Here is a 25,728-nt window from a genome sequence, read left to right as displayed (position 1 = left end):
GGCGCTCTACTCACGCCGAGCGGCGGGCACAGGGGCTAACGAACCTAGCCAAATAGCCTGATCGGATTGACCACATCCGCGATGATTATCACTACGCCCAGCGCCATAAGTAAGGCCGCCATGACATAGGTAATGGGCATAAGCCTGGTGTAATCGGCCGGACCCAGCGGCTGCTTGCCCATCAATTTGCGAATGCCATCGCGGATCTTCTCATACAAGATGACCGCGATGTGGCCACCGTCAAAGGGCGGCAGCGGAATGAGGTTAAACAGAGCGAGGAAGAAGTTCAGCGTCGCCAGCATCATGAAGAACGATGCCCACAGGGAACGCTCCACGAGTTCGCCACCAACCCGCGATGCACCGACGACAGACATCGGCCCGTTGACATCCCGCTCGTGGCCAAAGATGGAGGCCACCACGCCCGGTACCTTAGCGGGGAATTGTTTGATTCCTTCCACCGTGGCCTCGAGCGAATAGGTGGTGAAATGCCACGTTGCGGGGACCGCCTGCGTTGCTGAATACTTCTCGACGATGTCGAGGACCTCATTGCTCAGCCCGATCGAACCGGCGTCGACCAATTCGCCCTGTTGATTCAGGCGCTTGACCGTTTCCAATTCGATGGAGAAATCTTTTTCCTCACCGTCTCGCTCTACTGTAAGAGTCACGGTCTCGCCGGGGCGCTGCATGACCTCATCGCGCAATTGCGTAAAGGAATCTAGGTGCTCGCCATCGAGCGCGAGAATGATATCGCCTTCCTGCACACCGGCCTTACCAGCGGGCCCGTTCCCGGTGCATGATTCCAGCTCCTGGTTTTCTTTTTGGTCAGCGGTGCAGGTTACCTCTCCCACCCGCGGGCGCACATCGGCATCTGGGTTGGGTAGCCCCGCAGTCATCGCCACGAAATACAAGATGACAAAGCCGAGGATCAGGTTGACGCCGATACCACCTGCAAGAACGATGATGCGCTGCCACCAAGGCTTTTTGTACATTGCATAGGGCTTTTCTTCCTCCGTAAGGAATTCATCCTGCGCGGTCATCCCGGCGATATCGCAAAATCCACCCACCGGGAACGCGGCTAGGCCGTATTCGGTATGCCCCTTGCGGAAGGAGAAAACGCGCGGGCCAAAACCAATGAAATACCGGCGCACCCGCATACCAAAGGCGCGGGCAGTAAACATATGCCCTGCCTCATGGAGTGCCACGGTCAGCCCGATGCCAAGGGCGAAAAACACGATGCCCAGCAAATTTGCCATTAAAGAAAGCTTTCTAGTCAGCTAAACGGTCAATGCGCGCATTCGCGCGCCTGCGAGCCTCACCCTCTACGGCGAGGATTTCATCGAGGGTAGAGACTACACCAGCAAACTGGGAAGACTCCCCGAGGATCTCGCCTACAACATCAACAATCTCTGGGAAGTGGATGCGACCAGACAAGAAGGCCGCAGCGGCCTCTTCATTGGCCGCGTTATAAATCACTCCAGTTCCCTGCGCCGCGGCCTCGCGGGCGAGGGATACGGCGGGAAAAGAAACATCATCAAGCGGCTCAAAATGCCACGTATGCGCTTGTGAAAAATCGAGCGCCGGCTGCGCCCCCGGCACACGCTGGGGCCAATTCAGCGCCAGGGAGATGGGCAGCTTCATCGACGGCGGCGAAGCCTGGGCGATAGTGCAACCATCTTTAAAAGTGGCCATAGAGTGAATGACCGACTGCGGGTGAACTGTGACATCGATGCGCTCTGGCTCAATATCAAAAAGCAGCGTGGCCTCAATGAGCTCGAGCCCCTTATTGATCAAGGTGGCGGAATTCAGCGTATTCATCTGCCCCATGGACCACGTGGGGTGCTGCGCGGCTTGCTGCGGGGTAACGTCCCACATCTGCTCACGCGTCTGGCCGCGGAAGGGGCCGCCCGAGGCCGTGAGGACGAGCTTCGCCAGCTCGCCCTCTTCGCCCGCGCGCAGGCATTGCGCCATCGCAGAATGCTCCGAATCCACGGGGATGATCTGGCCTGGCCGCGCGGATTTCGTGACCAGCGTGCCGCCGGCAACCAAGGACTCCTTATTCGCTAGTGCGAGGTACTCGCCCATGTCCAGCGTGGCTAAAGTGGCCTTAAGCCCGAGGGAGCCCACTAGGGCATTGAGCACGGTATCGGCGGGAACCGAGCGCACCAGCTCTTCTGCAGCACCATCACCAGAAAGTACCGTACCGCCTAAAGCCGCAGAAACCTCCGCAGCCGCCGCAGGCTGGGCCACAGCAATGTGGTCAAACGAAAGATGGAAACTACGGGCCTGCTCAATGATCTGCTGCGGGTTAGAGCCGCCCGCGGCAATGCCCACGACCTCGAATTTATCGGGGTTATCCGCAATTACTTCTAATGCTTGCGTGCCAATAGAGCCGGTGGAGCCAAGGATAAGGATTCGCTGAGTAGTCACCCCTCTACCCTAGCGGTCATTTACCGCGCCCTGCTATGGGGTGGAGCCGGTCAAGCAGGCGGGGGTGTTTAATCGCCTTTGCAGCCACGATGTTTTAAAATAGGTGTCAGTCAAATGGCATTGGTGTGCCCCCTCGATTAATGGACACACGCGATAGCGAAGGAGAGCAAGTGTCTTCCCACAAGCCGGTACCGCAGGTTTATGACGGTGTTTCTACCGAAGATGTTCCATCCGCAGGCTTCGGTTGGTCCCGCATCAGCCGCTCTGGTGTGCAAATCGCGGGTTGGATCTCCGTGATCTTCATGATTGGTTTCAACTTTGGTAACCACAAGGGCCACGTGGAGACCGTCTGGCTCGTCGCCCTGACCGTCCTGTTGGTTGTGGGCCTGCTCATCTTCACCTTCGAGCCGAAGCTCAACCAGGTGCGCACCATCACCGCTAATAATAAGCCGGCCGACCACCAAGAACGGGACTGGACTTATGACCAGAAGACCGTTTCTGGCGCCTACACCGAGTTGACCGACTCCCAGCTGCGCGCGTTGAATATCGAGCCTTCCCGCGTAGCCCACCTGCGCGTTGACTCCGCGTCCGACGCTGCCGAGGTAAGCTCCGGCAAGCACGCGCTATAATCCTAGCTACGGAAAACCGCCGATCCTCCTCATTGCGAGGGGCTCGGCGGTTTCGTGGTTTTACCGGGTACGTAGCCGTACTGCGTTTGACTGCACCGCACGTATAAACGCAGAATACAACGAGAAAACCACCTAAGCACTTATCCAAAAATGCCTAGGTGACTGTGACAGCGGGCTCTTAGGCCGACATGTCTTCTCGTTCATCGGCGGCAAGTTGGCCACAGGCTGCCGCGATTTCATCGCCCTTAGTATCGCGCACAGTGCACGGCACTCCTTGTGCTTGGACGCGGCGCACGAATTCATCAAGCCGCGTCTTAGGAGCTGCGTCCCACTCCGAGCCAGGGGTCGGGTTAAGAGGGATCACGTTAACGTGCACCTTGGAGCCGAGCTTCTGGTGCAGCTTGCGGCCTAGCATATCGGCGCGGAAATCCTGGTCATTCTTATCCCGGATAAGGGCGTACTCGATAGATACGCGGCGGACGGATTTATCGGCGTAGTACCGTGCTGCGTCGAGGACCTCATCAACGGACCAGCGGTTATTTACCGGAACCAGGCTATCGCGCAGCTCATCATCCGGGGTGTGCAGCGACACCGCAAGCGTGCAGGCAAGGTCTTCGTCCGCGAGCTTGCGGATGGCAGGTGCCAAACCCACGGTGGATACGGTCACATTGCGCTGCGAGAGCCCAAAGCCCGTTCCATCCTGGCCGGTAATCTGGCGCACCGCCTGGACCACGCGCTTGTAGTTTGCCAGCGGCTCTCCCATGCCCATGAAGACCACATTGGATAAGCGCCCGCCTTCGGCCGCCATTGCTGCGGCTGCGTGGCGGAACTGTTCGACGATTTCGCCGGTAGAAAGGTTGCGGTCTAGTCCGCCCTGGCCGGTAGCACAGAACGGGCAGGCCATTCCGCAGCCAGCCTGGGAAGAAATGCACAAGGTAGCGCGGCCAGGATACCGCATCAGAACGGACTCCAATAAGGTGCCGTCGTGCAAGCGCCACAGGGACTTGGTGGTTTCCCCATCGTCGGTAGAAGTCGTACGAATAGGCTTCATGAGCTCAGGGAAGAAGGCCTCTTTGACTTCCTCGCGCTTGCCGGCGGGGATATCCGTCATCTCTTCGACGTCGTCAGTGAGATGCTCATAGTAGTGCTTGGCAATTTGCTTAGCACGGAATTTAGGTAGGCCAATTTCTGCGAGCTTATCGATGCGCTCGCTTTCAGAGAGATCTGCAAAGTGCTTGGGTGGCAGACCGCGCCGCGGCGCGGAGAAGTTAAGTTTTACTGGTTGAGCCATAATAACGCCCATCTTTCCACGGTTTACCGGTACTTTTCCAATTGGGAAGGCCTCAATTTATAGCCAAGTGGAATTTTGGAAGGGTTTACAGAAATAATGGACACATGACCAATCCGAAATACCCCGAAGATGACTTTTCCGCCTCCAATGATGAGGCCACCGCGGCAGGCGATAATGCCGCTTTGGCCGAAACCGGAAACAAGGAAGTCTCCACCGGTGCCGGCGCCGACGCTGGGACCACCGAGCCCGCTGCCGCACCACAAAAAGCCCAAGGCTCGTTCGCCGCTAGCACTTGGGCAGCGCTCATTGTCGGCTTCCTCTTGCTGATCGTGTTGATCATCTTCATCATGCAAAACCAGCAAGAAGTGCCGATGAACTTCCTGGGCTGGTCGGGGCAGTTCCCAGCGGGCATTGCCTACCTGATGTTTACCATCGGCGGCGCGCTCATCATGGCGCTTGTGGGTGTGTGGCGGATGCTTGAATTGCGCCGCCAATTGCGTAAGCAGGCCGAAGGCTAAAAGAGCCGTACCGCCGCTCTCCTCCCTGCCCTCGAGATATTTCCGGTGGCACAGGGGAAGCGGCGGTTTATGCGCAGCAGTCCTTATACGCGGTGACTGCGACTCGGTTTAGACCGCGAAATTTGCCATGAGGCTCATGGCCACCCAGGTAACCATGGCAGAGGGAAGCATGCCATCAAGGCGGTCCATCAAACCACCATGCCCGGGGAGGATGTGGGACATATCCTTAATGCCCAGCTCTCGCTTAAACTGCGATTCCACCAAGTCACCCAACGAGGCGCAAATCACAAGGCCGAGCCCCATCAAGGCGCCTATCCACGCCGAATGATGCAAGAGGAAATGGACGGACACGGCACCAACGATGACGCCGAAGCCAATGGAGCCGCAAAAGCCCTCCCAGGATTTCTTCGGGCTCACGGCCGGTGCCATGGGGTAGGAGCCAAACATCACGCCGACGATATAGCCGCCCGTATCGGAGGCGACCACGCACAGCATAAAGACCACGATGGAAGCAGCGCCGCTGGCCACCGGGGTAGAAATCAGCGATAGCATCGCAGCAAAGGTGGCGAAAAGCGGAATCCACGTCAGCACGAAAATGCCGACGGACATGTCCCGCAGATAATTGATGGGTGGGCGATGCCGCCCATTATGGAAAAGCCTGCCGAACATCAAAATGAGTACGGCGGTGACGTAGACGGCCACGAGGCCGGGCGCGCCAAGCGGCCAGGAAATCCACACCATGGCCTGGCCCAAGATGATTAACAGCGTGCGCGGGATATAGTACGAGTTCTCCCGCAGGCGGGTAAGAACTTCCCACATGGCCCCGCCGACGGCGACGGCTACCACCGCATACCAGGCCAAGGGGCCAGCCCACACGGCGAGGACAACGAGGGCGCCGAGCCCCACGCCTACTCCAATAGCCGCCGGTAAGTCACGGCCAGGGCCATTTTTCGGCTGCGGCAATCGGCGGTTCAAGGCGTCACTCACCGTGACCGGCTCCTTTCACTTGGCGTTGTATGCGCGTCGCGGGGCTTATCTATTTCCTATACAAAAATACTACGTAAAGAAAAGCGCCGCCGGCCGAGGTGGGCGCGGCGGCAGCGGAAAAGGCCTAGACCTCCATCAATTCGGATTCCTTGTTTTCCACCAGCTTGTCAACCTGCTCGACATAGCCAGCGGTAATCTTTTCCATTTCCTTTTCTGCGGCAAGGACCTCATCCTCGCCCTCTTCGCCATCCTTTTGGAGCTTCTTCAGCTGTTCCATGGCCTTGCGGCGGATATTACGGATGGCAATCTTGCCGTCCTCGCCCTTGCTCTTGGCCAGCTTGACCATTTCCTTACGGCGTTCCTCGGTCAACTGCGGAACGGTCACACGCAGTACGTGGCCATCGTTGGTGGGGTTAACGCCCAGGTCCGAATTGCGGATGGAGTTTTCAATCTCTTGGATCATGGACTGCTCGTATGGCTTGATGAGCAACATGCGCGGCTCTGGCACGGAGATGGTAGCCATCTGAGTAATCGGGGTCGGCGCACCGTAGTACTCCGCGATGAGTCCGTTGAACATCGCCGGGTTCGCGCGGCCGGTGCGAATGGTCACCAGCTGCTCGCGGGTGTGCTCGACGGAAGCGGTCATGTGTTCTTCGGCTTCGAGCTGAATGTCATCGATCATGAGGCTGAATCATCCTTCAACGTTGAGGGGTAGCTGTATAAAAGGTAGCAGGTTCTGTGCCGTTTTAGAATTAGGACTGCACCAGCGTGCCGATAACCTGGCCGCTTGCGGCGCGGGCAATATTCCCCTCTTCCAAGAGGTTAAAGACCAAAATCGGCATGTCATTGTCCATGCACAGGCTAAAGGCGGTTGCATCGGCTACCTTGAGCCCCTTTTCAATAACCTCGCGCGGAGTGATTCGGGTGTAGAGCTCCGCATCGGGGTTCGTCCGTGGGTCGTCGGAGTACACGCCATCAACACCCTTGGCCAGGAAGAGGACATCGGCTCCGATTTCCAGGGCACGCTGCGCGGCGGTGGTATCCGTGGAAAAGTACGGCATGCCCATGCCGGCACCAAAAATAACGACGCGGCCCTTCTCCAAGTGGCGGTCAGCGCGCAGTGGCAGGTATGGCTCCGCGATTTGCGCCATGTTGATAGACGTTTGCACGCGGCAATCAACGCCCTTTTGCTTCAAGAAGTCCTGCAGGGCCAACGAGTTCATGACCGTGCCCAGCATTCCCATGTAGTCAGACCGGGCGCGGTCCATGCCGCGCTGTGAAAGCTCTGCACCGCGGAAGAAGTTGCCGCCGCCGATCACCACGGCGATTTCGATGCCCTGCTCGGCCACTTCAGCGATTTGGCGAGCGACGTTATCGACAACGTCCGGGTCGATGCCAACCTTGCCGCCGCCAAACATTTCGCCACCGAGTTTCAGCATTACTCGTTTGTATCCGGTTCGCTTCTCGTCTGCAGAAGTCACGCCTTCATCGTCTCCTTTTGCGGGGGCTGATTTATTTCTTTTCTATCTTACCTACACTGCCCTCGCTTCCCCACACCGCACCGCGGCCCGGCAGCCGCCCCTTCCCCATTGCCCCTAGACAGCAGAAAAGCCCACCGAGAGGGTGTACCTCCCGTGGGCTTTAAAGGCTAAAAAGCGGCTGAGGCTTAAGCGCCAACCTCGTAGCGGACGAAGCCGGTGATGGTGGTGCCGACCTCTTCTGCGACCTGCTTGACGGTCTTCTTGTTATCGGACAAGGAAGCCTGCTCCAGCAGAACAACGGACTTGTAGAAGCCGTTCAGGCGGCCTTCCACGATCTTTGGAAGCGCAGCCTCAGGCTTGCCTTCCTCGCGAGTGGTGGCCTCAGCGATGGAGCGCTCCTTCTCGACGATCTCTGCAGGAACGTCTTCGCGCTTCAGGTACTCAGCGTTCATAGCTGCAATCTGCAGAGCGGCAGCGTGTGCGCCTTCCTTGTTGCCTTCGTAGGAAACCAAGACACCGACTGCAGGAGGCAGGTCAGCGGAGCGCTGGTGCAGGTAGACAGCAACGTTGTCGCCATCGACGGTGACTGCACGGCGTGCCTGCAGCTTCTCACCGGTCTTTGCGGACTCCTGGTCAACGAACTCGGAGACCTTCTGGCCGTCGATCTCTACGTTGTTGAGTTCTTCCGGCGAGTTAGCCTTGGCTGCGGCTGCAGCTTCAACAATCTTCTTAGCGAAGGACTGGAAGCCCTCGTTCTTTGCCACGAAGTCGGTCTCGCAGTTGATCTCAACCATGGTGTTACCGGATACGGCAACGAGGCCCTCGGTAGCCTCGCGGTCAGCGCGCTTGGACACGTTCTTTGCGCCCTTGATGCGCAGGAATTCAACGGCCTTGTCGTAGTCGCCGCCGTTTTCTTCCAGCGCCTTCTTGCAATCGAGCATGCCGGAGCCAGTTGCTTCGCGCAGTGCCTTCACGTCTGCAGCAGTGTAGTTCGCCATAGTTAGGGCGATCCTCCTTGAAAATCAGTCAGTGTTCGTTGAGACAGCGTAGCCGAAGAAGCGGTCTCGCGCCGTCTTTGGGTGGGGGTATCTACCCCAGTTTCCTTCATCAATGCGATTGTACGGAGGCTAGGTTTAGCCGCCTCCAGCATAGATAAAAGTAACCCCCACCGCCGTAGCACACGGTGGTAGGGGTTAGGTAAACAGCCTTGTACAGGAATTATTCCCTAGCTGCCCCACACCAAAATGTGCGTGGGGTATTCAATTAAGTGCAGTTAAGAAAGAATCCTCACAAGAGGCAGGCCTACTGTGCAGGCTTGTCTGCGGGTGCTTCCTCAGCCTTTTCTGCAGAAGCAGGATCGGATGCGGCTGCAGCAGCCTCAGCATCGCGCTGTTCCTTCTCTGCGGAATCGCCGGCAGCTTCCTTAGCGGCTGCGAGCTGGCGCTCCTCGCGAGCCTTCTTGCCCTCTTCGACGGCGGAAGCCACGATGCCGGACAGCAGCTTGGTGGAACGGATTGCGTCATCGTTGCCTGGGATCGGGAAGTCAACGTCATCCGGGTCGCAGTTGGTGTCCAGGATGGCAACAACCGGGATGTTCAGCTTGTGGGCTTCCTTAACCGCGATGTGCTCCTTGTTGGTATCAACAATCCACAGTGCGGACGGGGTCTTGGCCATCTCGGAGATGCCGCCCAGAACGCGCTCAAGCTTGGCGCGCTCGCGGTTGAGCATCAGAACTTCCTTCTTGGTACGGCCCTTGTAGCCGTCCTCGCGCTCATCCATTGCCTGAAGCTCCTTCATGCGCTTCAGGCGCTTGGACACGGTCTGGAAGTTGGTGAGCATGCCGCCCAACCAGCGGTGGTTAACATAAGGCATGCCGACGCGGGTTGCTTCTTCAGCAACTGCTTCCTGCGCCTGCTTCTTGGTGCCAACGAAAAGGATGGTGCCACCGTGAGCGACGGTTTCCTTAACGAACTCGTATGCCTCATCGATGTAGGTCAGCGTCTGCTGCAGGTCGATGATGTAGATGCCGTTACGGTCGGTGAAGATGAAACGACGCATCTTCGGGTTCCAGCGACGGGTCTGGTGACCAAAGTGCACACCAGCGTCGAGGAGCTCGCGCATGGTTACAACTGCCATGATTCGCTCGCTTTCTTTTAATTGTCTTTCGGTTTTCCAATTGTGCGGTGTTTTATTCCGCACCCTAGCAACGAAGGCCCTGCCAACACCTTGTTTCCAAGGACCGCGTCAGCTGTCGGACCGCCACACCCTTAACTCAGGATGCGACAACTTCGTCGCGCGTAGTCAATGCCTCCGTGAGGGTTAACTCCCAGCGGACGCACTGCTATGAAAGACAATAATCCCAGCCAGCTGAATTTTCCAAACCGAACAAGCACTTTTCCACAAGTTTCTTTGAGCGTTTTACCTCGGTTGTCACTTGAGTTTCTTCCGCCCCACCGCTGCTGGTTTATCCACAGCCGGTCCACCTTTCGCCGGGCATTATTGACCGCAGCGCACCACACTGTGCCACATGCACTTATTGCCACGACCACGAAATACCGCCGCTTGCCGATGCCCCCTTATCCCCACCCTCGCCACCATCCTCACTGGTGCGCTAGTGCTACTGTGCGCCGCGCCCGCTGCCGCATACGTCGATCCCGCCTCGGGTAAACCGCGCCCGGTGCGAGTGCTGCGCGGCTTTGATAAGCCCGAGCATAAGTGGAGTGCGGGACACCGCGGCGTCGATATGGCCCTAAGAATTGGCGGCCGCGTCGTCGCCGCCGAATCCGGCACCGTCGCTTTTGTCGGCACCGTCGCCGGAACCCCGGTCATCTCGATCGACCATGCAGATGGCATACGCACCACGTATCAACCCGTGCACGCGAGCGTCACCCAAGGCCAAGCGGTGCACGAGGGCCAAACTATAGGCAAGCTCGCCCACCCAGTAGACGGCACACCAGGGCTGCATTGGGGCGCCCGGATTGCCAAGGACAGCTACATTGACCCCTTAAGCCTGCTGGATATGCCGGTTATCCGCCTCAAGCCTTTATAAGAATCACTCAGGCCCGCGGGTGGGCCTGGGAATAAACCTGCTTTAGCCGCTTTGCGGAGACATGTGTATAGATTTGCGTGGTACTCAAAGACGAGTGCCCCAGTAACTCTTGGACCACGCGCAGGTCCGCGCCGCCTTCTAAGAGATGTGTAGCCGCAAGGTGGCGCACCCCGTGCGGGGTTAGGCCACTTGTGCCGGTGACCGTGGCGGCTTTGTCCACGATGCGCCGCACCTGGCGCTGGTCAATGCGCGCTCCCCTGCTGCCTACAAAGATGGCCTGGGTATCTCCCCGCGCCATTTCTTTACGCCCGCCGTCTATCCACTGCTGCAGGGCATCGGTTGCGGCGGCACCAAAGGGCACGACCCGTTGCTTATTTCCCTTACCAGTAACACGTGCGGTGGACCGCTTAAAGTCCACGTCTTCTATATCGAGGCGGACCAATTCCGCCACGCGCATTCCGGTGGCATAGAGCAACTCCAAAATCGCGCTATCGCGCTGAAAATGCGCTTCATCGACAGAAACGGCGTTGCCCACAAGTTCGCCCGCCTGTTGCGGGGCCATCACCGTCGGGAGATGCTGTCCCACCTTCGGTGTTACCAATCGTGCCGCAACATCGCGGCTTAGGTAGCCTTCCCTTTCCGCCCAGGTAGAAAAGGCTTTAACTGAGGCTGTCCTACGCGCCAGCGTTGCGCGCGCCTTTCCTTCTGCGACCGCGTTTCCTAGCCACTGGCGCAGGTTATTGAGGTTAAAGTCCGCAAATGCATCGATGTCTTGGGCCAGGTTTTTTAAGTCCGCGCGGTAGCCACGCACCGTGGCCTCCGCACGGCCCTTGACGTGGAGTTGGAAGTCCGCGAAGTCCTCGATAGCCTCGTCCATCTGCCCGACCGGGCCACGACTTACTGCGGCCTTCCATTTATCACTCATACCCCACGAGTTTACTTGCTTTTCAGCCCATCTCTAAGCGAACCCAGTTATTTCCCTCCCGCACGATCACACACATTTTCTCTAAGGCAAGCAATAAGTGGACGGTGAGGGGCAGGCGGAATCCCGCGTCCCGCGCAATATCTTCAGCAGTAGCCGGAGGGCTTCCTGGCGGCGGGGTCGCATCAAAGACTCGCAGCTCATTCCGCGATAATCGCTGCGTTAAAGACGCCGCAAAATTCATTTCATACTGCGCCTCCGGATCAACCGTCCCGGCGCGGCCCACCAGGGCGCGGACTTCGTCGGCGCTGGCGACCAACTGGGCTCGTCCATCCTGGATGCGCTGGTGGCACCCGAGCGAACCGCTCGTCGTAATTGGTCCCGGCACGGCCATGGCAACGCGCCCCAAGGCTTCTGCCCAGTTGAGGGTATTAAGCGCGCCCGAGCGATATGCCGCTTCCATGACCACGATTCCTTGGCTTAGCGCAGCAACAAGGCGGTTGCGAATGAGGAAGCGATGCCGCTTGGGTGCAGTCTCTGGAGCGAATTCGGAGACGATGCAGCCATTATCGGCTATCTGATCAAAGAGTCCACCGTTGCGGGCTGGATAATTCTTATCGATTCCGCACGCGGCGACCGCGACAGTGCGCCCCGCATTGTGCAAGGCGGTCTCATGCGCCACGGTATCTACCCCCAAAGCCCCGCCGGAGACGATAGTCCACTGATGATTCACTAGGCCTGAGACCACGCTTTGGGTTGCCTGCCACCCGTAGCGCGAAATGGCGCGCGTGCCTACGATTCCAACGGCCTGCCCTACCTCGGGTTTAAGCGCTGAGCCGCGTACCCACAAGCTATGTGGCGGCACCGCTTGCTCATCGAATGTGGCCGGCGCATCCGCGCCATTCTGGTAGAAGCCAAAGGCAGAAGAAAACGCCTCGGCTGGCCACTCGGGGCTATCGGCAGTGATCAATCGCGCCCCCACGCGCTCTGCGGCGGCGAGGTCTTCTTTTTGCCGCACCCAATCAAACCGCGAGGCGGTGCGGGCTAAAAGAGGACCGATCCAATCGGCTCGGTGATAAATCCCGTGGGCAATCTCTTCGGCCGAATGATGTTCCAGCAAGGCCTGCAAGGAGGCGGACGGGCCTTCCACCACGCGATTGAGATATACCCATGTGGCAAGTGGAGTCGATAAATCAAGATCGCTCATGCCGAAATCCTCCCTACCGTCTGGCTCGAACGAAGGTCGAGGGCTTGGCCCACTTCCGCAAGATCGGGTGTGGAGCTGCCGTGCAAATCCGCCAAGGTCCACGACACGCGCAGGACGCGGTCGATGCCGCGCTGCGAAATCTCGCCCTCGGCGAGGTAGGCAGACAACATGATCATGGCGGACTCGGAAGCCGGGCGGTGCCGGCGCAAATATGACGAGGGCACGGCGCCGTTGACGCGCGCGGGAATGCCGTCGGCCGCCCAGCGCACCCGGGCACGGTCGCGGGCCGCGGCGACCCGCTCGGCAATGGCAGCAGAGGATTCTTCGCCCTCCGCATTGATGGTGGCTGACTGTCCGGAGAGGGTGACCACCATGTCCAAGCGGTCGCGCAACGGCCCGGAGAGATTCGATAGATAATTAAGCCGGTCATGCGGATTGCACGTACATTTAGAGGGATCTTCGGCGGCGCACCGACAGGGGTTGGCTGCCATAATCAGTTGGAATCGCGCCGGGTAGTCAATCTCCTGCTGCGCGCGTGCCAGGCGGACATGGCCTTCTTCCAAAGGCGCGCGCATGCCGTCGAGCACTGGGGCGCTTACCTCGCTGACCTCATCGAGGAAGAGCACCCCATTATGGGCCAAGCTCACCGCGCCTGGGCGAGGATGGCCGCTTCCTCCACCAAGGAGCGCCGCGCGGGTAACCGAAGAGTGCGGGGCGATGAAGGGTGCGTGGGACACCACTTCACCGGGAGTTCCCGTCAGCGAGTGGATGGCAGTGGTTTCTACCATCTGGTCTGGGCTTAGCGCCGGAAGAATGCTGGGCAATCGCGAGGCAATCATGGATTTCCCCGAGCCCGGTGGGCCGATCATTAACAGGTGGTGCCCACCGGCGGCGGCGACTTCTGCAGCCCACTTTGCATGGTGCTGGCCGGCTATATCGCAATAGTCGAGCCGTTCCTGTGTGGGTGCCGGTGCGAGTTGGTCAGAGCAGCACTCGGCCGCGCGGGGTAGGTCGCGCTCTCCTAGCGCCCACGCAAAGGCATCAAAGAGCGTGGCTGCAACCAGCACATTCATATCGGGAACGAGGGTAGCCTCGGCAGCATTTCCTGGCGGAATGACCAGCGTAGAAATGCCCTCCTCGCGGGCAGCGAGAAGCGCTGGGATGATACCGGGTACTGCTCTAACCGTGCCGTCCAGGCCTAGTTCCCCAAGCACCAGGGTTTCTTTAAGAACCTGACTGGGTGACTGCACGGAACGCGCGTAGTCAGCGCCGTGCTGTTCTACGTGGGCGGCGAGAATCGCAAGCGCCATAGGCAGGTCAAAATGGGATCCTGATTTTGGGAGCGAGGCCGGCGACATGGACACGATCACCTTGGTTTTCGGCCATGGCAGGCGGGAATTCGCGGCGGCGGTCTTGATGCGGTCGCGGGATTCAGATATCGCGGTATCCGCATGCCCCACCACATGGATTCCGGGCAGGCCGTGCCCTACGTTGGCTTCGACGTTGATGACGCGGGCGAGCACGCCGTGCAGGGAGACTGCTAAGCATTTACCGAGAGCCATCGTCGACCCCCGTAAAGTGCTCTAGTTCAAAACCCTCGCCTTTGACCACGAGGGCTATGACATCGAAGCGCACGGTGGCCAGTGGCTTGCCGTCTAGCCACTGGACGGCGGCCCTGCGCATGCGGGCAAGCTTGTGTGGAGTCACGGCCTCGGCTGTGCCATAGCTCGCGGTAGAGCGGGTTTTTACCTCTACGAAGACGATCGTGCCATCGGGCTCGCGGGCAATAAGGTCGATTTCTCCCACTCGGTAGGAGACGTTGGCGGCGATGATATCGGAGCCACGCTCGCGGAGGTAGCGCGCGGCGAATGATTCTCCCCGCTTGCCCAGTTCTTGCCTGTGCCGAGGGTGCTTCGTAGCGAGGTGATTATCGGATGCAAATTGCATGTGCGGCGTCCTTTTCTTTCGTGCTGTTTGTGCTGCACGCACAGAACATCGCAGGATGCGGGCCGGCTGCAAGCCCGAAAACCAGAAAACCGCCGCGGATGTGAATAACTTCGGCATCACGAAGAGTTATCCACAGCTGCGGCGGGATGAAGCGGGCGCCGAGTTGACAGGCGCCCAGTTCCCTAGTCCGGCATGATGAAATCCGGCTTATCCAGTTCCTCGATATTGACGTCCTTGTAGGTAATGACGCGGACGTAGCGCACGAATCGGGCGGAACGGTACATATCCCATACCCAGGCATCGGACATGCGCACCTCGTAGTACACATCGGGCCCGGCGGTATGGGGAATCAGTTCTACGGCATTGGCCAGGTAGAATCGTCGTTCGGTTTCTACGACATAAGAAAACTGGCTGACGACATCGCGATATTCGCGGTAAAGGGACAGCTCTACCTCTGCCTCGTAGTTTTCGAGTTCCTCTGCACTCACTGTGGACCTCCAAAATATGGGATAGCTCGCCCTAGCTTAGCGCGCAGAAACCACAATTTTCGCTAGGCACGCGCAGTGAAGTGGGCATGCGCGCGCTGCACATTGCTGTAGCTCATGCGGTGTTCTGGACTCGCCCCCAAGGCGGCAATCGCGGCCTCGTGTGCCTTGGTTCCATAGCCCTTATGCCCAGCCAATCCATAACCTGGAAAGCGCTCGTCTAGATCCCGCATGAGGCGATCTCGGCTTACCTTGGCCAGCACGCTCGCCGCCGCGATGCACCGCGCCGCCGCGTCCCCACCGATGATGGGCAGGTGGGGTTGGGTGAGGCCGGGGATAAAGAGGGCATCGGAAAGCACATAGCCTGGGCGCTGTTCCAGGCGCGCTATCGCCCGGCGCATGCCTGAGGTATTGGCGTGCTGGATGCCGCGCTTGTCGATGTCCCCCGCACCAATATGCACCACAGACCAGTCTACAGCCTTGTCTTTGATGATGGGGAAGAGCTTTTCGCGCTGGCGGGGCGTGAGCTTTTTGGAATCAGTTAAGGTATCCAATTCGCTCACGATGCGCTCGGGCAGGATGCAGGCGGCGACGGTGACGGGGCCGCAGCACGCACCGCGGCCGGCCTCATCCACCCCGGCGACGGGGCCGAGCCCCGCCCGGGCCAACGCCACTTCAAAGGTGCGCTGCTGTTTAAGCCGCCGCATCCTGGATATCCGGATCGTCGATGCCGCCAAAGCGCGATACGGGCAGGATCACGGCTTCTACCTTGCCGCGCACGTTGTCCACCGGTACGGTGCCTTGCAGGTGATCGCCTATGTGCGCGCGAGAGTCCAGGGAATTGGTGCGGTTATCCCCCATGACCCACATATTGCCTTCTGGGACGGTCACGGGGCCAAAGTACTGGCCACCGCAAGCCTGCGAGCCGGAGCTGGGATCGACCGGGATCTCGGGCGGATCCAACGTGAAGCTCTGGTCTATCGGTGCACCATCCACCATCACCGCGGAATCGCCCTCCTCGCACTTGACCGTCTGACCCTCGGTAGCGATAACGCGCTTGACTAGGATATTTTCCCCATTGGGCAAAAGCCCCACCGACGCCAAGGCGTTTTGGGCGCCGCGCACAAGCACGTTATCGGAGCGCTGCACCTCAAATTCCGTATTCCAGGACTCAGGTCCTTCAAATACCACGACATCGCCCGGGTCCGGGTCGTGGAAGTAATAGCTCATCTTCTGCACCGCGATGCGGTCATTATCGCAGCCGGTACAACCATGCAGCGTGGGTTCCATCGACGCGGAGGGGATGACATACATCCGGCCGACGAATGCCTGCAATAAAACTAGGAGCACGAAGCCGCCTATGACCGGCGCAAGGAAATCGCGCGTGCGCAGGCGCTGTTGCTGTGGTTTAGCTTTGGATGTCTGGGTCATCGACCCCACCAATGCGGTTGAACGGCCAGAATACGAACTGCACCTTTCCGCGCACGTTATCTACGGGGATCGTGCCGTGGAAGTTATCGCCCATGTGGTAGCGCGAATCGGCAGACGCGGTGCGGTTATCCCCCATGACCCAGATATTATCCTCAGGCACCTTCACTGGGCCGAAATACGGGCCACCGCAGGCTTCCGATCCGGTCGATTCATCCACTGGGTAGGTCGGCGGATCCTGCACGTAGTCCTGCTTGATGGGCTTGCCATCCACCATGACGGCGGGATCGCCCTCTTGGCAGGACACCGTCTGTCCGCCGGTGGCGATAACGCGCTTGACCAGGGTATTTTCATCTGGTGGCGCCAAGGAGATAAAGCTCAGCGCATCCTGAATGCCGTGAATGACGGCATTGGATGAGCGCGGGGAGACGTAACTCCCGTTCCAGTCGTCGGTGCCCTTAAAGACCACGACATCGCCTGGCTCTGGGCCCTTATCGCCGTAGTAAGAGACCTTTTCTGTAAAGATGCGGTCATTCGTGCATCCCTCACAGCCATGCAGCGTCGGCTCCATGGATCCTGAGGGAATCACGTATTGGCGGCCGATGAAGTTTTGGAATAGCCCCACGACCACCAGCACGGAGACGACGACCACGAGAGTCTCCAGCCACCACGGCATTTGTTTTTTCTCCGTGGTTGATTCCTCCGCGGCCGCTTCTTTGCCCTGCGAGATGCTTTCGTTATTCACCCGTCAGATCCTAGCAACTGCGTGCCCGCGATCCGGATTGGCTCCCGTGACTGCGGGGCGATTCACAGGAAATCGAAATGATTCGAGGAGTGCACAATAAAAATCTCCCTTCCTTTCCGGCACTGTGTATGCAGGAAAGGAAGGGAGATAGGCGCTGCCCAGGGCGGGCGTTAGAACTAGCGACGCTCCTTGATGCGAGCCTTCTTGCCGCGCAGATCGCGCAGGTAGTACAGCTTCGCACGGCGAACGCGGCCGCGGCGGGAGACCTTGATGGACTCGAGGTTCGGGGAGTGAACCGGGAAGGTACGCTCTACGCCGATACCGAAGGAAACCTTACGCACGGTGAAGGTCTCGCGGATACCGGAGCCCTGGCGGCGGATGCAGATGCCCTTGAAGAGCTGTGCACGCTCGTTGTTACCCTCAATAACCTTGACGTTGACGTCGAGTGTATCGCCGGGGCGGAAGGACGGGATGTCGTCGCGCAGCTGTGCTGCATCGACCTTGTCGATAATGTTGGTCATACCAATATTCCTTTTCAGTTTGGGACAGAGGACCCTGGCGGCCGGAGGCCTGACCGGTTCGTGCCCGTTACATAGAACGATGGATTATCTTTCCATAGGAACCGGCCAATTCCAAATTCCTCTACTTCGCGGATTTACTACCCTACCTGGGGCGAGCCGGGCGCGCAGCACGCCTTAGGCAGGCATGGGCGAGCGGAGGATGGAGTGGTGCTCATCGAGGATCTTTGCCGTGCCCAGGTGCCGCGCCCGGAAGACCAAGTACGACGCCACCACGGCACCCACCGTGATGCTAAAGAGGATAATGATGCTGCTCCAGAAGGTGCCATCATGAATGCCGTCGGTGGCGCGGGTGAACGCGTCCTTGGCGTAGGACATCGGGTGGAAAGGGTGCAGCAGGCTGAGCGCGCGCGGAATCGCCAGGACCGGCCAGACCCCGCCAAAGACCATCCCGCCCAGGGCGAACGCGCCGGCGGCAAAGATCGAACCGATCTTGCGCCCGAAGGTAATCAGGAAGAACTGGTAGGTCGCCGCAGCCACGGCGGAAATCGCGGCGAGTACGAGCGCAATCATGGACCAGCTTGCCGGCTGCCACCCCAAGGTGGAAGACATCAGGGCCATAAACGCCAGTATGACGAAGTTCAGGCCGGTCAGCGCGGCAAAGGCGTCGAATACGCTGCGGGCCGGGCTGGTGACGCGGGCTCCCCGGCGCGCCATGTAGTACGGCAGCGTCATCGCCAAGAGCAGCATGACGAGGAAGCCAAATACGAGCACGAAGAGCATGGAGGCGCCGCCGGTAATATTCTTTTCGGTCGGGTCCGCTGGGTTGACCACCGTCTGCACGGGGTGGACATTGGATGCGGTGAAGTTAATGGGTACTGCGATATTTTGCGCGGAATCCTCTGGGCGGGAAATGGTAGGTGCCTTGGCGGCGCCTTCGGCAAGCTTCGTGGATAGCTCGCCGGAGCCTTCCTGGAGGCGGTCCAAGCCGCCCTTGAGCTCGGCTCCGCCTTCAGCCAGGCGGCCGGTGCCCTCCTTGAGCGCGCCCGTGCCATCGTGGAGACGAGAGGCGCCATCCTGCAGGCGGGTCGCACCGTCCTGCAGCTGCGAGGTACCGTCACTGAGCTTGCCAACTCCGCCGCGCAGCTCCTTGATGCCATCGGATAGGCGGTGCGCACCGCCGTTCAGTGAGGTCAGCCCGCCGAGGTATTCCGACTGCGGGTCGGACAGGTTGTAGTGCAGCTGCCCGGTGCCTGCGGAAAGCTTCTCCAGCTGCCCCACCATATTTCCACTAGAGGCGGGATCGAGCCTGGATACCAACGAGTAGAGCTGATCCGCTTGCTGGGTCATGCCGAGCCCGCGCAGGATGTCTACCAGCTGGGTAAGGCCAGGAACCACGGCTTGGGCTTGCTTCAGCACGGGGATGAGCATGCCGGTGAGCTGATTGACCCCGGCGTCGATCTGGCCTGCACCATCGGCAAGGCGGCCGGTACCGGCAAGGAGCTTGTCGGAGCCATCGGCAAGCCGGGAGGCGCCGTCATCGAGGCGCGCTGCGCCATCACTAAGCTTGCCCGCACCATCATTCAACCGCACGACGCCGTCATTGAGCCGCGTCGTTCCGTTGAGGAGCTCGGCCGTGCCGTTATTGAGCGTGCCCGCACCGTTGTCGAGCTTGTTGATGCCCTCAACCGCGCGCCCGCCGCCCTCTTGCAGCTTTCCAGCGCCCTCATCAAGGCGCCCCGCGCCGTCCGCGGCATTGCCCAGGCCGTCGCTCAACTTAGTAAGTCCCTCAATAACCTGGTCGGCGTACTTTTTGGAAATGGCGTTTTCCACGCTCGTTTGCACCTGCGGAATGAGGCTGGAGGAAATCACCGAGCCATTCGTGCCGTAATAGTCATTCGTAGCGAAGTTGATCTCCGGTTTTTCGGGCTTATCGCTGATGATGGTCACGGCCTGCTCGGAAAAGTTCTTCGGAATCGTCACGACCATCAAGTACTTGCCCTTGACCAAGCCCTCTTCGCCGTCGTCCTTGTTGACCTCAGAGAATTTGAGGTAGTCAGTCTCTAGCAAGCCCTCGACCACCTGGTCGCCATAGTTGGTGTGCTTGCCCTGCTTGTCCACGCCCGCGTCTTCATTGACCACTGCGAGGTCAATATTGCGCATGTACTTGGATGGATCCCACATGGCCCACATCATGGTTCCGGCCACGATGATGGGCGCAACGAGGAAGAATACGATAAGCACCCGCGACAAAGCGCTGCGCGGGCGCCAATCCAGAAGGCGGTGCCAGCCCAGCACTCCCCGACCCTTGTTCCCCTCGCCGCTTATCGAAGGCATCGCTGCGGTGTCCTCGGCACCGTGACCGCTATCGGCCGCACGACTCATAGTTGTCTCCTTATGGCAGTAGTTCGACGCCCCGTTGTCTCATCCACCCAGGAGTGCCTCGCTAAAGCGGGGAGAAGCAGGACGCCATTTACTTAGTTTTGCCAAACTTACCATTATTGAACGGGAGAGGCCGCATCGGCTGCGATGTCGCGGGAAAATTTCTTCTGCGCGTGCGCGGTTGGCGGGACGAATGCCCCGCCCCCACCACCGCAGCAGGCAGCGGCCCTCCACCGCGCGGCTGATGGGGCCGATGTCGGTAGCTAGAAGCCTGCCTTCTTCAGGGCATCCGCCATGGTCCCCTTGGCTGCCGGGCGCCCGCGGGAGCCACCGCGGTCGGAGTTGCGTCCGCCCTTCTTCCCCGCTGCGCGCGAAGGCTTTTGACCGCCACGCTTGCCAGATCCGCGCTGTGAGTCACCGCCGCGGCGCTTCGGCGCGGGCTGGCCTGGCTCATCATCCAGCCGCAGCGTTAGGCCGATGCGCTGGCGATCGACGTCAACCTCCATCACCTTGACTTTGACCACCTGGCCGGAGCGCACGACCTCGTGCGGATCGGAGACAAATTGATGGCTCATCGCAGAGACATGGACGAGGCCGTCCTGATGCACGCCGACATCCACAAACGCGCCAAAAGCCGCCACGTTGGAGACCGTGCCCTCCAACACCATGCCTGGGGTGAGGTCAGAGACCTTATGCACGCCTTCTTTAAAGGTGGCGGTCTTAAACTCAGGGCGCGGATCGCGGCCGGGTTTATCCAGCTCGGCGATGATATCGCTCACGGTTGGGATGCCGAAGGTCTCGTCTGCGAAATCGGCGGGATCCAGCTTGTCCAGCACCCGGGCATTGCCAATGAGCTCGCCGATGCCCAGCCCCGTCTGCTCCGCGATCCGCGTCACGATGGGATAGGCCTCGGGGTGAACCGCGGACGCGTCGAGCGGGTCCGCTCCCCTATTAATGCGCAGGAAGCCGGCGGACTGTTCAAAGGCCTTCGGTCCCAGGCGCGGCACCTTCTTCAGTTCCTTGCGGGTGGCAAAAGAGCCATTGTCATTGCGGTAGGCCACGATATTGGCGGCGATGGTGGGGTTTACGCCCGCCACGCGCTCCAAGAGCGGCGCCGAGGCTGTATTGAGGTCAACGCCAACGCCATTGACGGCGCTTTCCACCACGCCGTCCAGCGTCCGCGCCAGCGACGTCTGGTTCACATCGTGCTGATACTGGCCCACACCGATGGCCTTCGGATCGATTTTCACTAGCTCTGCCAGCGGATCCTGGAGGCGCCGGGCGATGGAGACCGCCCCGCGCAGCGAGACGTCCATATCGGGAAATTCCTCCGCCGCCAGCTGCGATGCGGAGTAGACCGATGCTCCGGATTCGGAGACAACGACGGGCGTCGGACGCTGGCTGCCAGCCTGCTTGAGCAGGTCAGCAATCTCGTGCGCAAGCTTTTCCGTTTCCCTGGAGGCAGTGCCATTGCCGATGGCCATGAGGTCGACCGAGTGCCGTGCGCACAGCGTGGACAGGACCTGCACCGCCTGCGACCACTGGTTTTGGGGCTGGTGGGGATAAACGATGGTCGTATCGAGCACCTTGCCCGTTTTATCCACCACGGCGCACTTGGTGCCGTTGCGGTAGCCCGGATCGAGGCCGATGGTCGCGCGCTGGCCCGCGGGGGCGGCGAGCAGCACGTCGCGCAGGTTCGTGGCAAAGACCTTGAGCGCGCCTTCTTCTGCCACTTCTTTCAAGCGCATGCGCACATCCAGGCTGGAGGAAACATACAATTTGGTGCGCCATCCCCAGTGCACGGCATTATCCAGCCACGCGGAGCTGCGATCCAGATCGAAGCGATCCGCAATGAGGTCCTCGTAGTCGGCGTCATCACCGGCGTCCAGGTGCAGCTGGAGCACGCCCTCGTTCTCCCCGCGCAGTAGCGCCAGGATGCGGTGAGAGGGCAGCGAAGAAAAGGGCTCGTTGAAGTCGAAGTAATCCTTGAACTTCGCCCCCTCGGCTTCCTTTCCCTCTACCACCTGCGCTTGCATGGCACCCTGGTCAAACATGCGCTCGCGCACGCCTCCCACCAAGTCCGCATCGAGTGCGAAGCGATCGATGAGGATGGAGCGCGCCCCCTCGAGCGCCTTCTTGGTATCGGGAAAACCTTCCGTGAGATAGCTCTGCGCTAATTCCTCGGGCTGGGCCGCCGGCTGCGCGATCAGCTTGTCGGTCAAGTCTTCCAAGCCGGCGTCGCGGGCGATATCAGCCTTTGTCTTGCGGCGCTTTTTATACGGCAGATACAAATCTTCGAGCCGCGCCTTGGTATCGCAGGCAAGGATTTGGCTACGCAGGTCATCGCTAAGCTTGCCCTGCTCCTCGATGGCGGCAAGGATCGTCTCTTTGCGCTCTTCTAGCTCGCGCAGGTAGGTGGCCCGCTCTTCGATGGTGCGCAATTGCGCATCATCCAAACCACCCGTGACCTCCTTGCGGTAGCGCGCAATGAAAGGCACGGTATTTCCCTCCGCCAGGAGCTTCAGCGCCGTCGAAACCTGGGTTTCTTGAGCGCCGATCTCCGCCGCGATGGTGGCCGCAATATTCACGTAGATTCCTCACACTTCTATTTCACAGCTTGGCATGGGACCCACCCAATTTACCGCATGCCTTGTCCACTGCCCCGGTCTGCCGCCGCGGGGCACACAAAAATCCTCTCCCTCCCGCACGCTAAACGCAGGAAGAAGAGGAACGGACGTGCTCGGTTTTAGTGGATGACTACCTTGGCCCTATCGCCGCCGGAGCAGCTCACCCGCGAGGAATTACCCGAGCAGTACATCGTGTAGGTACCGCCGGTAGTCGGCGAATAGACGCTCAAGGTGGCATCCGTTCCGCCACCGGACATCCAGTTATTCATGAAGGTGTCATAGACGTTTTTGGCAAACGGATCTGACGTTTTGCTCGAGGCAGCATAATAGCTCGTGTAATCGCCCCATGAATGCCCATTGCCGCTGCTCACAGGCGCCTGTGCCGGGGCGGGCGCGGGGGCCTGCTCGGTCTTGGTTACGGTAGCTTCACTGCCCGACTTCCCGTCGTCCTTGTCCTCGACCTTTGTGGTGTCAACCTTTTGCTGGAATTGGCTTTCCTGCGCGGTGGCGCTGGAGTTATCGCCATTTCCCTTCACAAAAAAGAACGCCGCAGCGGCGATGGCTAAAAGCGCCACGACTCCCAAAATGATCGCCGCAACCATGGCTCCATTCCCGCCACGGCTCTGTTGGGGCTGAGAATACGCGGGGTACTGATTGTACTGCGGTTGTTGGTTGTATCCGCCAAAGTCATGTCCGTTGGGAGAAGTCATGCGAGAGAATCCTTGAAGAGCAAGTAAAAATGCGAGTGTGTGCTGCACTTACAGTATCACTGCCCTGCACCGATACAAGTCTTCTTAGGGCATTATCCTAATTTTCTTCGCTGGACTCTGCGCGCCATACCGGCTTGGCCGACCACGCGAATTCGGTATGGCCAATTTCCGTGCTCCCCAACCACGCGGCGGTGGGCGGCAGGCAAGTGGCAACCATGGGCGCGACGGAGGGCAGGGGTGCTGCGGTATCGCCATTGACGATGACCCGCCACAGCGGCGTCCCCTCCGCCGGGGTTTCATTGCTGAGTTCATATTCCTGGGCGAGCGGGCTATCTGCCGGCGGCGACGGGGCAACCACGGCGGCAAAGATGCTCTCCGGTACAAAGCCTGCGCTGCGCAATTTCTGTGGCATGCCTGCCTGGTATGCTTCCCATACTTCCTGGGGCATCAGCACAGAAAGATCCACGCTCACCTGCACTACTGTGCCTCTCCTTCAGATTCACGCTCGCGCACGTGCGCTAAATATGCCTTGTCCGCCTTGCTCAATTCCACGTGATCCAATAACTCGGGGCGGCGCTGCCACGTGCGCTCCAATGCTTGTTCCCTGCGCCACCGGTCCACCAGCCCATGGTTTCCAGAGGTCAGAACCTCCGGAACCGCAAGCCCGCGCCACTCCCGCGGCTTGGTATAGCTTGGACCCTCTAACAGGCCATCAGAAAAAGAATCCTCCTCATGCGAGCGCTTATTGCCCAATACCCCCGGAATAAGCCGGACGACGGCCTCTGCAATCACCAGTACCGCAACTTCCCCGCCGATGAGCACATAGTCCCCGATGGATACCTCCCGAACGCGGTAGCGCTTCTTTGCATCTTCAACCACGCGCTGGTCGATGCCCTCGTAACGCCCACAGGCAAAAACAATATGCTCCTCGGTAGACCATGCCCGGGCATCCGCCTGGGTAAAAGGCGCCCCAGCCGGGGTGGGCACCAAGAGCAGCGGGAGGCCTTCATCTTCGCTGCCGCTTTCTCGCTCGCCTTGTGCCGCCTCAGCGCCATATGCCTGGGCTTCGACGCCTTCTAGTTCATCGTGGCGCGGACGGTTTAGGTGCGGCAACGAGGACTCGAGGGTGGGAGCGGTGGTCCCAAGTGCGACATCGTCAAGCGCAGGGCCCCAAACCTCCGGCTTCATGACCATTCCTGGGCCGCCGCCAAAGGGCGAGTCATCGACCGATTTATGCGCATCCGTGGCCCACTGCCGCAGATCGTGCACGCCCACCTCAAGGCGGCCCTGCTCGATGGCTTTTCCTAAAAGAGCGTGGCGCAGCGGCTGCAGATATTCCGGGAAGATGGTCACTACATCGAGCCTCATAGGTCCAACAGCCCTTCCGGGGGTTCGATGGTGCAGGTGCCGGCTTCCACATCGACCTCTGGGACTATGGCATGGACAAAGGGCACCAAGGCGGAGCTACCCTTAGACAGCTCAACCTCTAAGAGGTCTTGGCTAGGCCCGTGCACGACGGAAGCTACAGCACCGATGTCTTCCCCGTCGCGGATAACGCGCAAGCCTTCGAGCTCATAATCATAAAAGCCCTCGTCGTCATCTTCTAATGGGGCGGCGAAAAATTGGGTACCGCGCAGACTATCCGCTTGGGTGCGATCAGCAATTTCCTTGCACGTCACCAAAAGCCGCCCCTTGTGGCTGCGCACCGCAGAGATGGTCAATTCGTGCTCCTTGCGGCCCTGCCTGCCCTGCAGTTTTTCTCCCACCGCAAAGCGCACCTCGGGCTCATCGGTGGTGGGCTCTACCACCACTTCTCCCTTGATTCCGTGCGACTTAATGACGCGCCCAATCATCAATTCCATGGCGCAGAGTTTACCGCATGCACCCCGTTGCCTTTATCTCCTGCCGCGTTCCCCACAATCCGGCCGCTAAGGATTAGGCTTGTGGCATGAACGACTCACCCAGCCCAGCTTCCGAGCCACGCGGTGCACATCAGGAGGCACCGCACTCGCCCTTGATCGACCTTGACCTCGTAGCCTTGGCGCCTGCCACCGATCCTGAACGCAAGCGCCCTGGGGTCAAGCGGGTCTTAAACGGTGAGCGCGCAAACCTCATCCTTTTTAGCTTCGCACCGGGGCAAACCTTGCCGGACCACAAAGCCGCCCACCCGATTACCGTGCAGGCCATACGCGGCGAGGTGAATTTCACCTGCGGGGAGAAAACGGTCACCCTATCCCCGGGTAGGATTGTGCATTTGCCGGCCTATAAAGTACATAGCGTTGCCGCGCCCCTACCGGAGATGGATTCGAATTCGCCCGCAGAACAGGCGGACGCGCAGCCTGCACTGATGCTTCTAACGATGCTTACAGGCTAAT

At 59.7% G+C, this 25,728-nt stretch carries 27 protein-coding genes; 4 read left to right on the top strand and 23 right to left on the bottom strand.

What is annotated here, in order from left to right; all coding sequences use genetic code 11:
• Nucleotides 1-44: 44 nt before the first annotated feature.
• Nucleotides 45-1,253: a M50 family metallopeptidase gene (locus QP970_RS00450; RefSeq protein ID WP_239269485.1), complete on the bottom strand. Its 1,209-nt coding sequence runs from the start codon at nucleotides 1,251-1,253 to the stop codon at nucleotides 45-47.
• Between the two features lie 13 nt (nucleotides 1,254-1,266).
• The gene (gene dxr, locus QP970_RS00445) at nucleotides 1,267-2,427 is read right to left on the bottom strand and encodes a 1-deoxy-D-xylulose-5-phosphate reductoisomerase (protein ID WP_239269484.1); all 1,161 of its coding nucleotides are present in this window, start codon (nucleotides 2,425-2,427) and stop codon (nucleotides 1,267-1,269) included.
• A gap of 140 nt (nucleotides 2,428-2,567) precedes the next feature.
• Here dxr and QP970_RS00440 point away from each other — a divergent pair, with 140 nt between their 5' ends.
• Entirely contained in the window at nucleotides 2,568-3,056 is a 489-nt protein-coding gene (locus QP970_RS00440; protein WP_239269483.1) for a DUF2631 domain-containing protein, read from the top strand.
• Nucleotides 3,057-3,234: 178 nt separating this feature from the next.
• On the opposite strand, the gene rlmN is transcribed toward QP970_RS00440, so the two are convergent.
• Nucleotides 3,235-4,347 carry a dual-specificity RNA methyltransferase RlmN gene (gene rlmN / locus QP970_RS00435; protein WP_239269482.1) on the bottom strand — a complete coding sequence of 371 codons (1,113 nt, stop codon included), beginning with the start codon at nucleotides 4,345-4,347 and terminating at the stop codon, nucleotides 3,235-3,237.
• A gap of 104 nt (nucleotides 4,348-4,451) precedes the next feature.
• Between rlmN and QP970_RS00430 the strand changes: the two genes are divergently transcribed.
• Nucleotides 4,452-4,865 carry a LapA family protein gene (locus QP970_RS00430; protein ID WP_239269481.1) on the top strand — a complete coding sequence of 138 codons (414 nt, stop codon included), beginning with the start codon at nucleotides 4,452-4,454 and terminating at the stop codon, nucleotides 4,863-4,865.
• Between the two features lie 108 nt (nucleotides 4,866-4,973).
• Here the strand turns inward: QP970_RS00430 and QP970_RS00425 are convergent, their stop codons facing one another.
• The 5 genes from QP970_RS00425 to rpsB form a co-directional block, all read right to left on the bottom strand.
• The gene (locus QP970_RS00425; protein ID WP_239269480.1) at nucleotides 4,974-5,852 is read right to left on the bottom strand and encodes a phosphatidate cytidylyltransferase; all 879 of its coding nucleotides are present in this window, start codon (nucleotides 5,850-5,852) and stop codon (nucleotides 4,974-4,976) included.
• Between the two features lie 124 nt (nucleotides 5,853-5,976).
• Nucleotides 5,977-6,534 (bottom strand): ribosome recycling factor, encoded by a 558-nt coding sequence (gene frr / locus QP970_RS00420; RefSeq protein ID WP_005278690.1) that lies wholly within the window; start codon nucleotides 6,532-6,534, stop codon nucleotides 5,977-5,979.
• A gap of 70 nt (nucleotides 6,535-6,604) precedes the next feature.
• Entirely contained in the window at nucleotides 6,605-7,291 is a 687-nt protein-coding gene (pyrH, locus tag QP970_RS00415) for a UMP kinase (RefSeq protein WP_005278688.1), read from the bottom strand.
• 227 nt (nucleotides 7,292-7,518) lie between these two features.
• On the bottom strand, nucleotides 7,519-8,331 hold the full coding sequence (gene tsf / locus QP970_RS00410; protein WP_239269479.1) for a translation elongation factor Ts: 813 nt from the start codon (nucleotides 8,329-8,331) through the stop codon (nucleotides 7,519-7,521).
• A gap of 304 nt (nucleotides 8,332-8,635) precedes the next feature.
• On the bottom strand, nucleotides 8,636-9,469 hold the full coding sequence (rpsB, locus tag QP970_RS00405; RefSeq protein ID WP_005278684.1) for a 30S ribosomal protein S2: 834 nt from the start codon (nucleotides 9,467-9,469) through the stop codon (nucleotides 8,636-8,638).
• A 391-nt stretch (nucleotides 9,470-9,860) separates the two neighbouring features.
• Here rpsB and QP970_RS00400 point away from each other — a divergent pair, with 391 nt between their 5' ends.
• Nucleotides 9,861-10,382, top strand: a complete 522-nt coding sequence (locus QP970_RS00400; protein WP_239269478.1) for a M23 family metallopeptidase — start codon at nucleotides 9,861-9,863, stop codon at nucleotides 10,380-10,382.
• A 7-nt stretch (nucleotides 10,383-10,389) separates the two neighbouring features.
• On the opposite strand, the gene QP970_RS00395 is transcribed toward QP970_RS00400, so the two are convergent.
• From QP970_RS00395 to rimM, 15 genes are all read right to left on the bottom strand, one after another.
• Nucleotides 10,390-11,307, bottom strand: a complete 918-nt coding sequence (locus QP970_RS00395; RefSeq protein WP_239269477.1) for a tyrosine recombinase XerC — start codon at nucleotides 11,305-11,307, stop codon at nucleotides 10,390-10,392.
• A gap of 22 nt (nucleotides 11,308-11,329) precedes the next feature.
• Nucleotides 11,330-12,511, bottom strand: a complete 1,182-nt coding sequence (gene dprA / locus QP970_RS00390; protein ID WP_239275479.1) for a DNA-processing protein DprA — start codon at nucleotides 12,509-12,511, stop codon at nucleotides 11,330-11,332.
• Complete coding sequence (locus QP970_RS00385; protein WP_239269475.1) at nucleotides 12,508-14,073, bottom strand: YifB family Mg chelatase-like AAA ATPase; 1,566 nt, start codon at nucleotides 14,071-14,073, stop codon at nucleotides 12,508-12,510. Before QP970_RS00385 ends, dprA begins: the two co-directional genes overlap by 4 nt.
• Nucleotides 14,060-14,458: a YraN family protein gene (locus QP970_RS00380; RefSeq protein ID WP_239269474.1), complete on the bottom strand. Its 399-nt coding sequence runs from the start codon at nucleotides 14,456-14,458 to the stop codon at nucleotides 14,060-14,062. The genes QP970_RS00385 and QP970_RS00380 overlap by 14 nt, the downstream gene beginning before the upstream one ends.
• Nucleotides 14,459-14,640: 182 nt before the next feature.
• Nucleotides 14,641-14,946 (bottom strand): DUF2469 domain-containing protein, encoded by a 306-nt coding sequence (locus tag QP970_RS00375; RefSeq protein ID WP_005278666.1) that lies wholly within the window; start codon nucleotides 14,944-14,946, stop codon nucleotides 14,641-14,643.
• A gap of 62 nt (nucleotides 14,947-15,008) precedes the next feature.
• Complete coding sequence (locus tag QP970_RS00370) at nucleotides 15,009-15,659, bottom strand: ribonuclease HII (RefSeq protein ID WP_239269542.1); 651 nt, start codon at nucleotides 15,657-15,659, stop codon at nucleotides 15,009-15,011.
• Nucleotides 15,637-16,374: a signal peptidase I gene (gene lepB / locus QP970_RS00365; protein ID WP_239269473.1), complete on the bottom strand. Its 738-nt coding sequence runs from the start codon at nucleotides 16,372-16,374 to the stop codon at nucleotides 15,637-15,639. Before lepB (QP970_RS00365) ends, QP970_RS00370 begins: the two co-directional genes overlap by 23 nt.
• The gene (lepB, locus tag QP970_RS00360; protein WP_239269541.1) at nucleotides 16,352-17,047 is read right to left on the bottom strand and encodes a signal peptidase I; all 696 of its coding nucleotides are present in this window, start codon (nucleotides 17,045-17,047) and stop codon (nucleotides 16,352-16,354) included. The genes lepB (QP970_RS00365) and lepB (QP970_RS00360) overlap by 23 nt, the downstream gene beginning before the upstream one ends.
• Before the next feature lie 245 nt (nucleotides 17,048-17,292).
• Complete coding sequence (gene rplS, locus QP970_RS00355) at nucleotides 17,293-17,637, bottom strand: 50S ribosomal protein L19 (RefSeq protein ID WP_005278655.1); 345 nt, start codon at nucleotides 17,635-17,637, stop codon at nucleotides 17,293-17,295.
• Nucleotides 17,638-17,811: 174 nt separating this feature from the next.
• A complete protein-coding gene (locus QP970_RS00350; RefSeq protein ID WP_284869376.1) occupies nucleotides 17,812-20,019 on the bottom strand; it encodes a YhgE/Pip family protein in 2,208 nt (735 codons plus the stop codon).
• Nucleotides 20,020-20,279: 260 nt separating this feature from the next.
• Complete coding sequence (locus QP970_RS00345) at nucleotides 20,280-22,604, bottom strand: Tex family protein (protein ID WP_239275473.1); 2,325 nt, start codon at nucleotides 22,602-22,604, stop codon at nucleotides 20,280-20,282.
• Nucleotides 22,605-22,762: 158 nt separating this feature from the next.
• Complete coding sequence (locus QP970_RS00340) at nucleotides 22,763-23,353, bottom strand: hypothetical protein (protein WP_239269470.1); 591 nt, start codon at nucleotides 23,351-23,353, stop codon at nucleotides 22,763-22,765.
• A gap of 97 nt (nucleotides 23,354-23,450) precedes the next feature.
• Nucleotides 23,451-23,825 carry a hypothetical protein gene (locus QP970_RS00335; RefSeq protein ID WP_239269469.1) on the bottom strand — a complete coding sequence of 125 codons (375 nt, stop codon included), beginning with the start codon at nucleotides 23,823-23,825 and terminating at the stop codon, nucleotides 23,451-23,453.
• A gap of 5 nt (nucleotides 23,826-23,830) precedes the next feature.
• Nucleotides 23,831-24,721: a tRNA (guanosine(37)-N1)-methyltransferase TrmD gene (trmD, locus tag QP970_RS00330; RefSeq protein ID WP_239269468.1), complete on the bottom strand. Its 891-nt coding sequence runs from the start codon at nucleotides 24,719-24,721 to the stop codon at nucleotides 23,831-23,833.
• Nucleotides 24,718-25,215, bottom strand: coding sequence for a ribosome maturation factor RimM (gene rimM, locus QP970_RS00325; RefSeq protein WP_239269467.1), 498 nt, complete (start codon nucleotides 25,213-25,215; stop codon nucleotides 24,718-24,720). The genes trmD and rimM overlap by 4 nt, the downstream gene beginning before the upstream one ends.
• 86 nt (nucleotides 25,216-25,301) lie before the next feature.
• Between rimM and QP970_RS00320 the strand changes: the two genes are divergently transcribed.
• Nucleotides 25,302-25,727, top strand: a complete 426-nt coding sequence (locus tag QP970_RS00320) for a cupin domain-containing protein (protein WP_239269466.1) — start codon at nucleotides 25,302-25,304, stop codon at nucleotides 25,725-25,727.
• Nucleotide 25,728: the final 1 nt, after the last annotated feature.

The sequence above is a fragment of the Corynebacterium sp. MSK073 genome (assembly GCF_030232085.1).
Classification (GTDB): Bacteria; Actinomycetota; Actinomycetes; order Mycobacteriales; family Mycobacteriaceae; genus Corynebacterium.
This window is presented reverse-complemented; position numbering and strand designations above follow the sequence as displayed.

What these genes read in the sequence shown, in the direction of transcription:
- QP970_RS00380 (WP_239269474.1), bottom strand. Translation starts at nt 14,458, where the DNA reads ATGCAATTTGCATCCGATAATCACCTCGCTACGAAGCACCCTCGGCAC.
- frr (WP_005278690.1), bottom strand. Translation starts at nt 6,534, where the DNA reads ATGATCGATGACATTCAGCTCGAAGCCGAAGAACACATGACCGCTTCC.
- rpsB (WP_005278684.1), bottom strand. Translation starts at nt 9,469, where the DNA reads ATGGCAGTTGTAACCATGCGCGAGCTCCTCGACGCTGGTGTGCACTTT.
- rlmN (WP_239269482.1), bottom strand. Translation starts at nt 4,347, where the DNA reads ATGGCTCAACCAGTAAAACTTAACTTCTCCGCGCCGCGGCGCGGTCTG.
- QP970_RS00440 (WP_239269483.1), top strand. Translation starts at nt 2,568, where the DNA reads ATGGACACACGCGATAGCGAAGGAGAGCAAGTGTCTTCCCACAAGCCG.
- dprA (WP_239275479.1), bottom strand. Translation starts at nt 12,511, where the DNA reads ATGAGCGATCTTGATTTATCGACTCCACTTGCCACATGGGTATATCTC.
- rimM (WP_239269467.1), bottom strand. Translation starts at nt 25,215, where the DNA reads ATGGAATTGATGATTGGGCGCGTCATTAAGTCGCACGGAATCAAGGGA.
- trmD (WP_239269468.1), bottom strand. Translation starts at nt 24,721, where the DNA reads ATGAGGCTCGATGTAGTGACCATCTTCCCGGAATATCTGCAGCCGCTG.
- QP970_RS00385 (WP_239269475.1), bottom strand. Translation starts at nt 14,073, where the DNA reads ATGGCTCTCGGTAAATGCTTAGCAGTCTCCCTGCACGGCGTGCTCGCC.
- QP970_RS00430 (WP_239269481.1), top strand. Translation starts at nt 4,452, where the DNA reads ATGACCAATCCGAAATACCCCGAAGATGACTTTTCCGCCTCCAATGAT.
- QP970_RS00450 (WP_239269485.1), bottom strand. Translation starts at nt 1,253, where the DNA reads ATGGCAAATTTGCTGGGCATCGTGTTTTTCGCCCTTGGCATCGGGCTG.
- lepB (WP_239269541.1), bottom strand. Translation starts at nt 17,047, where the DNA reads ATGCCGTGGTGGCTGGAGACTCTCGTGGTCGTCGTCTCCGTGCTGGTG.
- QP970_RS00350 (WP_284869376.1), bottom strand. Translation starts at nt 20,019, where the DNA reads ATGAGTCGTGCGGCCGATAGCGGTCACGGTGCCGAGGACACCGCAGCG.
- QP970_RS00395 (WP_239269477.1), bottom strand. Translation starts at nt 11,307, where the DNA reads ATGAGTGATAAATGGAAGGCCGCAGTAAGTCGTGGCCCGGTCGGGCAG.
- QP970_RS00340 (WP_239269470.1), bottom strand. Translation starts at nt 23,353, where the DNA reads ATGACTTCTCCCAACGGACATGACTTTGGCGGATACAACCAACAACCG.
- rplS (WP_005278655.1), bottom strand. Translation starts at nt 17,637, where the DNA reads ATGACCAACATTATCGACAAGGTCGATGCAGCACAGCTGCGCGACGAC.
- tsf (WP_239269479.1), bottom strand. Translation starts at nt 8,331, where the DNA reads ATGGCGAACTACACTGCTGCAGACGTGAAGGCACTGCGCGAAGCAACT.
- pyrH (WP_005278688.1), bottom strand. Translation starts at nt 7,291, where the DNA reads ATGCTGAAACTCGGTGGCGAAATGTTTGGCGGCGGCAAGGTTGGCATC.
- QP970_RS00320 (WP_239269466.1), top strand. Translation starts at nt 25,302, where the DNA reads ATGAACGACTCACCCAGCCCAGCTTCCGAGCCACGCGGTGCACATCAG.
- lepB (WP_239269473.1), bottom strand. Translation starts at nt 16,374, where the DNA reads ATGACCCAGACATCCAAAGCTAAACCACAGCAACAGCGCCTGCGCACG.
- QP970_RS00400 (WP_239269478.1), top strand. Translation starts at nt 9,861, where the DNA reads ATGCACTTATTGCCACGACCACGAAATACCGCCGCTTGCCGATGCCCC.